Origin of the sequence: Olivibacter sp. XZL3 (assembly GCF_004368405.1) — a bacterium.
Taxonomy (GTDB): Bacteria; Bacteroidota; Bacteroidia; order Sphingobacteriales; family Sphingobacteriaceae; genus Olivibacter.
Genome location: NZ_SBJH01000028.1, coordinates 1 through 13,439, shown reverse-complemented (window position 1 = coordinate 13,439; position 13,439 = coordinate 1). Strand labels below are relative to the sequence as shown.

8 protein-coding genes are annotated in these 13,439 nt (G+C 45.6%); 6 read left to right on the top strand and 2 right to left on the bottom strand.

Translation table 11 applies throughout. From position 1 onward, the window contains the following. Nucleotides 1-87: 87 nt before the first annotated feature. The 5 genes from EPX21_RS07500 to EPX21_RS07480 all read left to right on the top strand — a co-directional run bounded on the left by EPX21_RS07500 (nucleotide 88) and on the right by EPX21_RS07480 (nucleotide 8,232). A complete protein-coding gene (locus tag EPX21_RS07500; RefSeq protein ID WP_134089054.1) occupies nucleotides 88-672 on the top strand; it encodes an RNA polymerase sigma factor in 585 nt (194 codons plus the stop codon). A gap of 97 nt (nucleotides 673-769) precedes the next feature. Then, complete coding sequence (locus EPX21_RS07495; protein WP_134089053.1) at nucleotides 770-1,765, top strand: FecR family protein; 996 nt, start codon at nucleotides 770-772, stop codon at nucleotides 1,763-1,765. Nucleotides 1,766-1,955: 190 nt separating this feature from the next. Next, nucleotides 1,956-5,312: a TonB-dependent receptor gene (locus EPX21_RS07490; RefSeq protein WP_134089052.1), complete on the top strand. Its 3,357-nt coding sequence runs from the start codon at nucleotides 1,956-1,958 to the stop codon at nucleotides 5,310-5,312. Nucleotides 5,313-5,316: 4 nt separating this feature from the next. Continuing rightward, nucleotides 5,317-7,077, top strand: a complete 1,761-nt coding sequence (locus EPX21_RS07485; RefSeq protein WP_134089051.1) for a RagB/SusD family nutrient uptake outer membrane protein — start codon at nucleotides 5,317-5,319, stop codon at nucleotides 7,075-7,077. Between the two features lie 36 nt (nucleotides 7,078-7,113). Then, nucleotides 7,114-8,232: a metallophosphoesterase gene (locus EPX21_RS07480; RefSeq protein WP_134089050.1), complete on the top strand. Its 1,119-nt coding sequence runs from the start codon at nucleotides 7,114-7,116 to the stop codon at nucleotides 8,230-8,232. A 532-nt stretch (nucleotides 8,233-8,764) separates the two neighbouring features. Here EPX21_RS07480 and EPX21_RS07475 read toward each other — a convergent pair. Both EPX21_RS07475 and EPX21_RS07470 read right to left on the bottom strand, forming a co-directional pair. Beyond that, nucleotides 8,765-9,598: a glutaminyl-peptide cyclotransferase gene (locus EPX21_RS07475; RefSeq protein WP_134089049.1), complete on the bottom strand. Its 834-nt coding sequence runs from the start codon at nucleotides 9,596-9,598 to the stop codon at nucleotides 8,765-8,767. Nucleotides 9,599-9,852: 254 nt separating this feature from the next. Next, entirely contained in the window at nucleotides 9,853-12,213 is a 2,361-nt protein-coding gene (locus EPX21_RS07470; protein WP_134089048.1) for an ABC transporter permease, read from the bottom strand. 355 nt (nucleotides 12,214-12,568) lie between these two features. Here EPX21_RS07470 and EPX21_RS07465 point away from each other — a divergent pair, with 355 nt between their 5' ends. Continuing rightward, nucleotides 12,569-13,207, top strand: a complete 639-nt coding sequence (locus EPX21_RS07465) for a hypothetical protein (RefSeq protein WP_134089047.1) — start codon at nucleotides 12,569-12,571, stop codon at nucleotides 13,205-13,207. Nucleotides 13,208-13,439 lie beyond the last annotated feature (232 nt).

Sequence of the window (13,439 nt, the reverse complement as noted above, 5' to 3'; positions counted from 1 at the left end):
TTAATAATGACTTAATATTGCCGGGCTTATCCTGATTTTTATATTTTATACCTTTGCGCCCATCGGTAATCCTAAGTCTGCACAAGTATGGAGGGTCTATTAGGGCAAGAAGCAATGTATTTCGCGTTTACGGAGGCTAATTACGAGGCAATCGTGAAAAGTTATTGGCGCAGATTGTTCGCCATTGCCTTTCGGCGGCTGCGTGATGAGGAGCTGGCCAAAGATATGGTGCAGGACCTATTTGCCTATTGCTGGCAGCAGCGAGACAATATTCGCATCCATACTTCTGTTGAAGCGTACCTGCGCGTGTCGTTGCAGCATCTCTTGTTTGCCCATTTCCGTAAACTGGATACCGAAAGTAAGGCCTTCGCTTTTCTGTACCAACGCATGATAGAGGTGGAAGAGCATATGCGGGATATCTTAACAGAGCAGGATCTAACCAAAACCTTGACCGCCGAAATGGAAACCATGCCGGATACCATGCAGCAGATTTTTAAGTTGCGTATGCTCGACCATACCGTGGAGGAGATCGCCCAATCGCTTAATATAGCCAATAAAACGGTAAAGAATAACCTCTCGTTAGGTCTTCAACGTCTTCGGAAAGCGATAGCAAAGGACTTTCCTGAGGACTTTCCGGTGGTTTGCCTGACGCTTTACATCTTATTAACATAAACTTCACTATTGTTTAATTGATTTCTTCGGGACAAATAACGCTGTTCTGCACCTTCCCTATAGAAGAGCCGTTAATAGGTTCTTGTTATGGTAGGTAATGGATAAAAACGAACTGAAGCGTCTGATCGCCGGATATGTGTCTGGCGACTTGTCGGCCGACGACCGACGGCTGCTGCAGGAGTGGTACGACTCTTTCGGCGAGGATGAGAATGGGATTCCGGCACTGGATGACGAGGAGATTGCACAGCGTATCGAAGCGGAATTGCTTCAGGGTATGAGGCAACAGCTGTATCCGGAGGGGAAGCTGAATACCCGTGCACGTCGTGCTTTTGGCTGGAAGCCTTGGGCGGCCGCGGCGGCATTGGTGTTGGCCTTCGTGGCGGTGTTCTGGCAGATGAAGGAACGAAATGCAACGCAAACTGCAAAAGCAATAGCGGCTACAACTATTTTTCGCGAAGTGAAAACCGGGCCTCGGCAGCTGAAGCAGCTTACTTTGCCGGATAGTAGCATCGTCTTCCTTAATGCTAATTCGATTATCCGTATCCCGCAAAGCTTCCGTGGAAGTACGCGCCATATTATGCTGGATGAAGGGGAGGCCTACTTCGAAGTGGCGAGAGACAGCCTGCGCCCTTTTGTGGTGCAGATGGCCGCCGGCATGCGAATAGAGGTGTTGGGTACGGCCTTTAATGTGCGATCATATGAAAAATTGGAGGAAACATCGGTTGCTGTAAGTCGTGGCCGGGTGAGGGTAAGCCATACGGGGCATGTGTTGGGCGAGCTTAATGCTGCTGAAGGTATTCGGTACCGCAAAGCGGATGGGCAAGTGTCGAAAACAACACCCGATGCCCATTCGATCAGCGCATGGACGAAGGGCAGTGTACGATTGGAGGAGGCCTCTTTTACGGAGTTGGCTTTAACGATGTATAATATATACGGTGTGCACTTGAAGTATGTAGGCCGACTAGCCGATACTTATCGATATAACCTGAATATTAGCACAAGTGATGCCTTCGACGAGGTGTTGGAGGTGATTTGTACAATTCATAAAACAACCTATAGGAGGAATGGAAATGAAATAACGATTTACCCTTAATACCAAACAGGCATCAAAGTGATGCCTGTTTAATTAAAGTCGGCCATGTACAGCTTGGAACCTAATGCATGACCGCTTAGCATAAATTTTTAAACTAAGTATACAAACATATGAAATATCCATCGTTGCCGAACAAAAACACGGATAAAAGATGGATATTCCATATGGCTTAAAAAAGCAAATTATTTATATGAATAAAAACGCACTGTTCATACGGAAAATCATGCGTGTTACCTTCTTGATATATAGTATGATCATGGTCTTTGCCCAGATGCTTTTGGCAGAAGAATCGAATGGTCAGGTCTTGTTAAAACAAATGGATGTGTCTTTACGGCATATGAGCTTATATGATGCTATTCAACAGCTACAAAGGGAAGAACATATTAATATTGCCTTCGACGAAAGTCGCCTGGCTTTGCGCCAGAAACGTGTCGACCAACTGATTCTTACAAAAACTTCATTGGAAGAGGTGCTTCATGCGCTATTGGATGGCGCTGGAGTCGATTTTACGGAGAAAGGCCGAAATACGGTGGTGTTATTCGAAAAGCGGCAACCGGGAAAAATCAGCGGTCAGGTTACCGACGAGCAAGGACAGCCTTTAGCAGGGGCCAACGTACGGGTAATGGAATTGAACAAGAGCACCAGTACAGATAATGAAGGGCGTTTCTCGCTGAGCCTGCCTGCCGGAACGTATACATTGGATGTGAGCTACGTTGCTTATTTATCGCAACGCAAAAGCGATGTGGTACTTGCGGAAGCCGGAAATCTGGTATTGGATTTTACTTTGGAGGAAGATGTGGCTTCGCTCGATGAGGTGGTAGTGGTAGGCTATGGTCAGCAGAAAAGGGTAAACTTAACCGGTTCGGTGTCGTCTGTCGGCAGCGAGGAGTTGGAAAGAAGGCCGATTGTTTCGACTTCCACGGCGCTGCAAGGGCTCGCTCCGGGCGTAACGGTAACGTCACAGACTGGCTCTCCCGGTGCCGATGGCGGGCAGATCCATATCCGTGGGGTTAATTCATTTGGCGGGTCAGACAGTTCGCCCTTGGTGTTGATAGATGGTGTGGCCGGTACAATGGACGACGTAGATGTGAACTTGATTGAATCGATTTCGGTCTTAAAGGATGCTGCATCGGCGGCAATATACGGATCGCGGGCGGCCAATGGCGTAATTTTAATTACGACGAAAAGGGCAAATGCCGGTCGGGTCTCCACCAATTATAGGGGCTATACCGGATGGCAAAGTGCTACACGCGTTCCGGAAGTAACGGATGGACTCACTTTTATGCGCGTGTTCAATGAAGCGAATATGAATGATAATGGCTATGTCCTATACAGTGATGAAGCGATCGAGGAGTTTAAGCAGCAGTATGCCGCTGATCCGGATAACTTCGACTGGCAGCAGGCCATACTAAGCGGCTCGGGCTTTACGCAAAACCACTTTGTTTCTTTGATGGCCAATACGGACAAAATCAGCGTGCTGCCTTCAGTAAGTTATGTGGATCAGGATGGAATTATCAAGAACACCGGTTATAAGCGTTATATCGTACGTAACAACATGGATATCCGGCCGAACGATCAGTTGTCGGTAAAATTGGATCTCTCTTTAACAAACAGCAATCGCTTACAAATAGCGGATGAGGGCGATATTTGGAATTACCTGGGGCGTATGCCTACCAATATCCCGATCCGCCGGAATGGCTTATGGTCGGAAGGATGGGTAAACAAAAACCCGGTGGCTTTCATCGAAGAGGGCGGCAATAGAACGGTCAACAACATTGAGTTTTTCGGTAACCTGAACCTGAACTATAAGCCGGTACCCTGGCTGTCCCTCACCGGAATTATTGCGCCCCGATACCGCACGCGTAATACACACGCCTTCACAAAAAGTGTAATGACCTATAACGATGACGGCACGGAAGCCGGTGCGGCCAATACCTATACGGATTTGACGGAAACGGGATACCGCTATTTTTTTGGGAACTATCAATTTCTTGCCGCAAGCTCCAAGACTTGGAATAACCATAACGTGAAGCTGATGCTGGGTACATCGCGCGAAACTTATGATGAAAAATATCTTATGGGGTATCGGCGTAATTTTACTTATGATACCTATGAAGTGCTAACGGCTGGGGCGGATGATGAGACGAAGAGTAACGACGGTACGCAGGCACAATGGCTATTGGTTTCCGCTTTTGGCCGCTTCAATTACGATTATAAGGACCGCTATCTTTTTGAAGCGAATTTTCGCTATGATGGAACATCTCGATTTATTAAGGAAAACCGTTGGGCATTTTTTCCTTCTTTTTCTGCAGGTTGGCGTTTGTCGGAAGAGGCTTTTATGCTCGATACCAGAAACGTGGTGGATCAATTGAAACTGCGGGCATCATGGGGGAAGTTGGGCAACCAAAATATCGGTAGTTCCTATTATCCATTTACAGAAACGCTGTCCATGGGCAGTATCTCCATGGCGGATAGAATCTATCCGCTGGTTACCTTGAATACTATGGCAAATCCGGATCTGAAATGGGAAGAAACTACGATGACGGGCGTCGGATTGGATGCGGTACTGTTTAAGCGCTGGTCGGTCACGGCCGACTGGTACCGCAAGAATACCGATGGTATTTTGTTGACCCTCTATACGTCTCAATTGACAGGTTTGAATGCACCTTATCAGAACGCAGCGAAAGTGCGGAATACCGGCTGGGAGTTCAGTACGCGCTACGACAATCAATGGGGCGATTTTAAGCTGGGTGTCGGAATGAATCTATCCGATGTACATAATGTGATTACTGATATGAAGGGACAAACTTCCGGTGCACTTTTGCGCCAACAGGAGGGGTCTCCGGTCAACTCCATTTACGGGTATATAGCCGACGGACTTTACCAATCGCAAGAGGAAATTGATGCCGGTCCTACCCAGTTTGGTACCTTGCACCCGGGAGATATCCGCTACAAGGATATTGCCGGTGCGTTTGACGCCAATGGCAATCCCATGCCGGACGGCAAAATTACCGATGAAGATAGAACCATTATCGGAAGCACCATTCCCCGTTATACCTATGGCTTGAATCTGGATTTCGGATGGAAGGGTGTTCGCTTGAGTGCCTTTCTACAGGGTGTTGCGAAGGTAGACGGCTTTCTGAATTCTCATTATGTCATACCAACAGTTAATTCGAGCGCCATTAAACCTTGGCAACTGGATTATTGGACCGAAGAAAACCGCGATGCTTCCTTCCCGCGCGTATCCATTACCTCGGCAAACAATACGCAGAACTCTTCCTTTTGGATGAAAAGCGCCGCCTATCTACGCTTAAAGAATATACAGCTTGGCTATGCAGTGCCTAAAAATGTATTGCAGAAAATTGGTGTCAGTGATTTATATGTCTATGTAAACGGTCAGAACCTGTTTACGAAAACTAATTTCTGGCCCGGATATGATCCGGAAGTGGCTTATGATGCCGGCGCATCGGACGGTGTCTCTCTTGGAGGTGCTGCTTACTATCCGCAAGTTAAAGTTTATTCATTTGGTATCGACGTTAAATTTTAAAAAGATGATCAGCTTAAAGAAAATAGGATTGGGAATTGGTTTGTTGGCCGGTATGGGACTGGCCAGTTGCGAATTGGACAAATTTCCCTTAAATGGCCCTAGTTCAGAAACTTTTCCTGCAACTGAAGAAGAGGCTGTAATGGGTTTATATGGTGCATATAAAGGCATCACGCAGCTGGATGCGGCAAGCACGCCCATATGGCATGTGATGGATAATATTACTGACATCGGCTATGCGCGACCCGGCAATAATTATACGTCGCCGATTACTAGTTCACTGACAACGGATAATGCATTGGCTATTAAACCCTGGGGTGTGCATTATAAAACCATTGCGCGTTGCCATACCGTATTGGATGATCTGGAAAATATTAGGGCGAATATGACGGAGGATACCTACAATCAGCTGGACGCTGAACTTCGTTTCATCCGGGCCTATTGTTATTCGCAGTTGATTGAGTTGTACGGCGATGTGCCGCTTGTTTTGCATTCGATTGGACTAACCGATAGCGATTTGCCGCGCACTGCGAAGTCGGAAATTCAGCAGTGGATTATTGATGAGATGACTGCTGTTGCTGATCACCTTCCGGTGTCCCAATCTCAATACGGTAATGTAAGGGCAGGCAGCGTCGCTGCTTATATGCTCAAAGCGCGCGTTGCTTTGTATAGTCAACAATATGACATTGCGGTGGCGGCTGCAGCCAAGGCGATTGAATTGGCGCAAGGAGTTTATGAGCTTACACCATTTGATGCATCGATGGATTATGTGAATAAGACACATGATGTGGGAGAACCGGCATGCTCCAACATTTTTGGCTATGCAGGCTATCAATCCAGTAAAGAATGGATTTGGGTGGCGGAATACAACCAAAATATCAGTGGAAATACACATAACCAGGGTTATTATATGGCTTCCCGTTTAGGGAAAGGAGCGAGTTACTGGGGGCCAACGCAGAATTTGATGGATTCTTTTCAGGCTATTGACGGACTGCCGATCGACCAATCGCCGCTATATGATCCAGCGCATCCCTTTGAGAACCGGGATCCGCGACTTGATCTGTATTGTGCCCGCCCGCACGCTCGTTTGATGGGAATACAGTACGAACCGAATGCCGCTTTTACGCGGGTAGCCAACTATTGGCCGGTTATTGAGGGCGGAAGTGCTGACCCTGCTATGGTAAACAATACGGATGCGACCAATGCTTATCGATCTTTCAGCGGTTATCTTTGGCGTAAGCATACGGATAATGCGGACTACGCAATCAATTCGGCTTCTGGTGTGTCAGATTTAAATGTCGGAATATTTCGCTATGCCGAACTGTTGCTGATTTATGCGGAAGCAAAAATCGAAGCGGGTGATATTGATGCGTCCGTTTATGAGGCGATCAACAAGATTCGTACACGTGCGGGAATGCCGAACATCAAAAATAATTTGTCGCAAGCGGAATTGCGCACGGCCCTGCGTTATGAACGCAAGGTAGAGCTGTGTAATGACGGTTTGCGTTGGTACGACATCCGCCGCTGGAATTTGGCTCCGCAGCTCATGAACGGCTACCTCTACCTGAACCGATCTGGGAATGCGTGGACGAAAGATGTTTTGGTGAAAATTGATGAAAATTATTCACCTGTTTATAACCATGGCGTGGCAATCAAATATTTTAATACCCAAGAGGTTGTATACCGCGAAAACAAGGACGAACTGTGGCCTGTGCCACAAGCGGAACGCGATGCAAATAAAAATTTGACCCAGAATCCGGGTTATTAAGTACGATCTAATTGATTCTAAATAAATAGCAATAGCATGAAAAAGATATTCCAGTTTTTAATTGTAATGGTAGGCGTTTCGTGGTCGGGCTTGAGTGCATCGGCACAAGAGGCCTACCGGAAGCCGGCTTTAGAGCAGAAGGGCTCGTGGTCGATCATCATGGTTCCTGATGTGCAGAACTATGTAAAGTGGGGAAGAAACCAGCCTATTCTGGATTTAATGACAGCTTGGATCGAAGAAAACGTCGATACCTTGAACGTTAAAATGGTCATGTGCGTTGGCGATCTGGTTGAGCAGAACGATATCATCAACCCGGGACATGACGGCAACCAGTCGGCCCAACGGCAATGGGAAGCAGTGGCCGGCGCCTTCGCTAAATTGGACGGAAAAGTTCCGTACCTGATGGCAACAGGCAACCATGATTATAGTATTGACCGGGAGGGCCGCCGAAGATCGCGGTTCGATGAGTTTTTTCCAATAGATAAAAATTGGATGAACAAGAAGGTCTTGGCTCAAAACAGCTATAACGAAGCGGGGCTGCCTTCCTTGGATAATTCGGCCTATGAGTTAAAATCGCTGAACGGAAGGGATTATCTGTTCATGACGGTGGAGTTTGGTCCAAGGGATACAGTGCTTACCTGGGCCAAAACCATTGCGGATATGGAACAATATAAAAATCACCGAATTGTGTTGATGACGCATGCCTACCTGAATGCTAAAGATAAACGGACGACCGGTGAGGTGAAGTGGTTTGCGTATGAGCCTTATTCTATCCATAATGTCATCCAAAAATCGCCTATGGTGAGCTTGCCGAAAGCTAATAACGGAGAGCAAATGTGGCAGAAGTTGGTACAGCCGAGTTCGAATATCGAGCTGGTATTATGTGGTCATATATCGGGGGAAGGTTACCGGAAGGATAAAAACGCGGTTGGTAAAACTGTTCATCAGATGCTTTTTGACGCGCAATCAATGGGCGGCGGCCACCGAAACGGTAATGGCGGTGATGGTTGGCTTCGGATATTGGAGTTCTTTCCGGATAATAAAACCGTCAAAGTGAAAACTTTTTCGCCGCTTTTTGGTGCTTCCCCTACTACGCAACAGTTTGCTTGGAAAACAGATGAGCGGAACGAATACGTGTTTAGGTTTGATGAATAGCATCTTCGGGAATTACAAAGGGGTGTCTAAAAACTGGTCGTTTCGACCGGAGCCCGAGGCTTCGGGGAAGTGGAGAAATCTGCTTTTGGTAACTAATTCAATATGAAATATCTCAATTCCGTTACACTACACTCGATAGGACGTTGGAGGGCTTTTTAGACACCCCCTCTAAACTTTTCGGTCGGATTTTTAGATCTTGCGGGAGGGTTAATCAAGGGTATGCATATATTTTGCTTACCCTTTGTATACCCTTCCTTTACCTCTTGTTTACCTTTTCTTTACCTATTCTCTACCTTTTCTTTACCCTTTGTTTACCCTGGAGGTATGGAATGGCTAAGGAAGGACTAAAGCAGGGGCAGCTTGCGGGTAGAGGTAGATATTGTTAGTTAAGGACTAAGAAGGTACAAATGGCGTCGTGGTTCGGTTTAGATGCTTGACCGTTTTCAATATTACAACTAAAGACTAAACAACCATCCATTATTTCATTGATGAAAACAATTTTGTTGCAGATAATGAGAAGAACCATAACACATCATTCCATCTTAATCTTAAATACCAGCGGCCAATTTTTTCCTGTGAGATACATTTCGTTCTTTTCGGCATCCCAAGCGATCCCGTTCAAAACATGTTCCGCTCCAGGTTGAAAGGTAGGCGCATATCTACTCAATTGCCCTTCGAAGTGGAGAACAGCCAGTACATGTCCGTTATTCGGGTCGATCTTATAAATTTGATCGGTATGCCAACGGTTTGCATAAATGTAGCCATCTATGTATTCTAGTTCATTGAGCTGATCGAGTTCCCCTTTATTATCTTTAACGGTAATTTCGTGTTTGATGTTTAAATTTTCAGGATCTGCAAAGTACAGTTTGGATGATCCGTCACTGATTATAATATGCTTTCCGTCGGTAGTACATCCCCATCCTTCTTTCGGCCATTCAAGTGTTTTGACAGGTCTCCTAAGGTTCGCTAGGCTAAAAATATAAGCCGACTTATTTTGATAGGTCAGTTGATATAAATATTCATTCAGAATCGTGATGCCTTCTCCGAATATAGTGGTTTTATAATCATTAAACCGCTCAACGATTTTTCCTGAAGTAGGATCCACGATTTGTATGGCTGTCCTGCCTTCCTGTCCTGTCCCCTCATAAAGCTGACCCTTATAAAAAAGAAACCCCTCCGTAAAGGCCGAAACATCGTGTGTGAAGGTGTCTATAATACTATAACTTATCAGAGCGGGTGTTTGTACACTAGTATTAGCAGCATTCGGTTCAGTCGGATCAGACTGACTTTGATTCTCCGTATTACAGGAAGTAAGTAACGCAAATGAAAGCGTTGAAGTAAAAAGAAGCAAGCTTAAATAATTCATTCTACTATTTTACTGTTGAGCGTTTAAATATAGAATAAAAAATCAGCGTGAGGACTTCACCTATTACAAATCGAGTAAAATAAATCTATATGATGGCAAAATATAGCTATCAGCGTAAAGGCTGGAGAGATAAGACTCGGAATAACCGTTGCTTTTCGTCAGCCTCCCAATTAGATTTAAACTATTATTTTGCCACATAGCTGTTGCTGTAGTTTCTGTGGGAATTTATCAAATCAACTTAATTGCTCACGTCATTATTCATTTCTTAACGAATCGATTGGATTGGCAATGGCCGCTTTGATGGCTTGCGAACTGACGGTAAGCAAAGCGAGTAACAAGGCACCCGATCCGGCCAGTACAAACAAACTCCAGCCCAGTGCAATGCGATAGGTATAGGACTGCAGAAAATGATCCATCGCCCAATAGGCAATGGGGAAGGCCACTAAACAGGAAATCATAACCAGCAAGGCAAATTCTTTGGACAGCAAGCGCGTAATGGAAAAAACCGATGCACCCAATACTTTGCGGACGCCGATTTCCTTGGTGCGGTTTTCGGCCATGTAAGCCGCCAGGCCAAATAAACCCAGGCAAGAGATGAAAATGGTTAAAAAGGCAAATAAGGCTGCCATGGTGCCGGTTTGCTCGGATTCTTTGAATTTTTGTGCATAGGCTTTGTCGACAAAATTGTAGACAAAGGGGTAATCCGGGTTGTAACGTTTAAAAATGGCTTCCGTTTTAGCAAGTGCAGCGGCGGTGCTTAGCGCGGGATTAAACTTAATGTGCATGATGTTGAACCAGCCTTTTGCGCCTTCGATGACGGTGGGCTCAATGGGGTCATAAGGGGAGCGCGAAATAAAATCGGCCACCACACCTATCACATGCCATTCGATTCCATTGTCGCGGATCACCTGGCCTATTGGATCTTTAAAACCCATGGCCTTTACGGCTGCCTCATTTAAAAGTACCGCAGTGGAATCTGTAGGATATTGCATGAGGTCCATGTCCCTACCCGCAACCAACTTGAGTCCGGCCGTTTTCACGATATGCTCGTCCGCGCACATCCGGTCGAAAAGTGTTTTATCGTTTGGCTCTTTCCCTTCCCATTGGAATCCATTGGTGTTGCTCCAACTTTCGGTAATGGGACTACTGGAGCGCGTGACCGACGCTGCCACATTGTTTTGTAGCAAGTCCCTTTTTATAAGATGGCTGTTTTTGGCCACGTCACCCTCTTCAGCAATATAAACGACATTGTTTTTGTCATAACCGTTTTCTCTGTCTTTCGCATATTGGATTTGCTTATGGATGGCCAAGGTACTGATGATCAGAATAATAGCAATGCTGAACTGAATGACTACCAAGATTTTACGTAGACTGAAAGTTGCTTTTGCTTGTTTAAAGGTACCTTTTAAGACTTTGACGGGCTGGAAAGAGGAAAGAAAAAATGCCGGGAAGCTGCCTGCCAATAATCCGGTGATCAGAATAAAACCAATGGCGTTTAACCAAAACTGAACATTAGCAAAGTCGACCGCTAAACGTCTGCTGATTAAATTGCCAAAGGCGGGCAAAGCCAACCAGGTAATGAGGAGGGCTATAACGCCTGCAATCGCAGCAATTAAGATGGATTCGCTCAAAAACTGACCGATCAACGATAGACGATAGGCTCCTGCTACTTTTCGGACACCAACCTCTTTGGCTCTTTTTTCACTGCGCGCGGTACTGATGTTCATGAAATTGATGCAGGCAATCAGCAAGATAAAGATGGCGATTAAGGTGAAAAGGTGTACCATATCGATCCGCCCGCCTACGATTTTGCCATTTTCAAATTTGGAGCGTAACCACCAATCGGGCAATGCATGTAATAACACCTCAGTGTCTTCTTCCGGCCCGTTGTGACGCTTGGTGATATCCTTGATCTTGCTGTCCATAAGCCGTTTATCGGTCCCGGCGTTTAATTCTATATAGGTCTGAACGGAGTTGTTACTCCAATAATCGTCGCTATAACCGATCTTTTCCATGTATTTCCAAGGAAGCAGAAACTCCACATCCGTGAACCGGGTATTGCCGGGCATATCAGCCAGAACGCCTGATACGGTAACCACATCTACACTGTCTATTTTGAGGCTTTTCCCCAACGCTGCTTCGTTACCAAATAGACGTGTAGCTAAGCTTTGGGTAATGACAATTTCGGTAGGGGTTTTTAAGATATGCTCTTTGTCGCCTTCGAGCAACGGAAAATCGAACATGGAAAGGAAAGCAGAATCAACAAAGGCGCCCTGGCCCTTTAGTTTCTTGTCGCCCACGGAGAATAAAAAGTGGTTGTCGGAGTAGCGGCTGTAATGGGCTATCTCCGGAAATTCCGCTTTGGCCGTTGGCCCTAAAGGCTTGGGCGTGTAGAACCACACCTGAAGTTTGTCCCCCCAGTTGGCCCGGTTTCCCAATCGGAAAAGCTGGTCTTTTTTGTGGTGGAACATATCAAAACTGCGTTCGTTTTGTACCCAGGAAAGAATCAGCATGGCAGCGGCCATACCGATAGCCAAGCCACCTATATTTAAGATGGAATACCCTTTGTTTTTAAGCAGATTGCGCCAAGCGATTTTGATATAATTCTTTAACATAATAAAGTGTTCAGTGTACTTTGAAACACATAAACGGGGCCATAGGTGGTATTTGGTTGATTAACAGATTGTTGTGCTGATGTTTTAGGGGGGTGAACTGTTCGTTTTCGAACAGTTGCCGTTCATTCTCGGACAGCGACTGCCTACATTTGAGATGAAGTAAACAGCTAGTTGTTTCCGTGAGCCGACATCTCTAATCCCATCCCGTACCCAGAACGTCTGTAGTACCGGAGGAGCCGCCTTAGCAGACAGCCCATTGCGTATGTGAGCGTTCTATTTTTAAGGTGTTTATGTAAAATTAAATATAGATAATCGGTTTTTTTCCGATTATCTTTTTAAAATATTACATTTGCATATGAATATTCATCAACTGATCAATAAGTATGCGCAACAACCCTTGCCACATCAGTTGTTGGTAAGTTGGTTGGGTGATTACAAGCGCCCAAATGATAAGATCAACACCTTGAAAACTGAAGGTGTTTTGGAGGCGGTAAAGAAAGGGCTTTATATTGCGGGACCTGCTACAGGACTTTTGCGGCCAGAGCCGTTTCTGCTTGCTAATCACATGCTCGGCCCGAGCTATGTTTCGATTGAGACAGCGCTGTCATACTATGGCTTGATTCCCGAGAGAGTGTATGAAGTGGCATCTATGACCACCAAAGCATCTCGTAAGTTTGATACTTCTTTGGGAAGATTCACCTATACGCATCTGCCTCTACCATATTATGCTTTCGGTTTAAATTGCGTACAGTTATCGCCGGATCAGGTCGCTATTATTGCATCGCCCGAAAAAGCGTTATGTGATAAGATTGTAACGACGGCAGGCCTAACACTTAGAAGTATTAAGGGATCCTATGATTACCTCGTTGATGGGATGCGTATCGAAGAAAGCGCCTTGAAGCAGTTGAATGTATACACTATTGAAGAGTGGTTGCCGGGAGCTCCTAAGAAGGATAGCTTGTTGATGCTCGTAAAGATGATAAAAAGCTTATGATTAAGGAATGGTTAGCAGAATATAATGCGACAAATCAGCTGGAGGCTCGCGATGCATTACGTGAGATTATGCAAGAAATCGCGCTGGCTGGGCTGTACAGATCCGGCTTTTTTGAGCGGGCTGCCTTCTATGGTGGTACAGCACTTCGTATATGTACGTCTTCAAACTAAATTAGACACATTAGGATGAAACCTTAAGGAGACTTTCGAGTTATAAATTTATTAATTTTTGT

What these genes read in the sequence shown, in the direction of transcription:
- EPX21_RS07500 (WP_134089054.1), top strand. Translation starts at nt 88, where the DNA reads ATGGAGGGTCTATTAGGGCAAGAAGCAATGTATTTCGCGTTTACGGAG.
- EPX21_RS07495 (WP_134089053.1), top strand. Translation starts at nt 770, where the DNA reads ATGGATAAAAACGAACTGAAGCGTCTGATCGCCGGATATGTGTCTGGC.
- EPX21_RS07490 (WP_134089052.1), top strand. Translation starts at nt 1,956, where the DNA reads ATGAATAAAAACGCACTGTTCATACGGAAAATCATGCGTGTTACCTTC.
- EPX21_RS07485 (WP_134089051.1), top strand. Translation starts at nt 5,317, where the DNA reads ATGATCAGCTTAAAGAAAATAGGATTGGGAATTGGTTTGTTGGCCGGT.
- EPX21_RS07480 (WP_134089050.1), top strand. Translation starts at nt 7,114, where the DNA reads ATGAAAAAGATATTCCAGTTTTTAATTGTAATGGTAGGCGTTTCGTGG.
- EPX21_RS07475 (WP_134089049.1), bottom strand. Translation starts at nt 9,598, where the DNA reads ATGAATTATTTAAGCTTGCTTCTTTTTACTTCAACGCTTTCATTTGCG.
- EPX21_RS07470 (WP_134089048.1), bottom strand. Translation starts at nt 12,213, where the DNA reads ATGTTAAAGAATTATATCAAAATCGCTTGGCGCAATCTGCTTAAAAAC.
- EPX21_RS07465 (WP_134089047.1), top strand. Translation starts at nt 12,569, where the DNA reads ATGAATATTCATCAACTGATCAATAAGTATGCGCAACAACCCTTGCCA.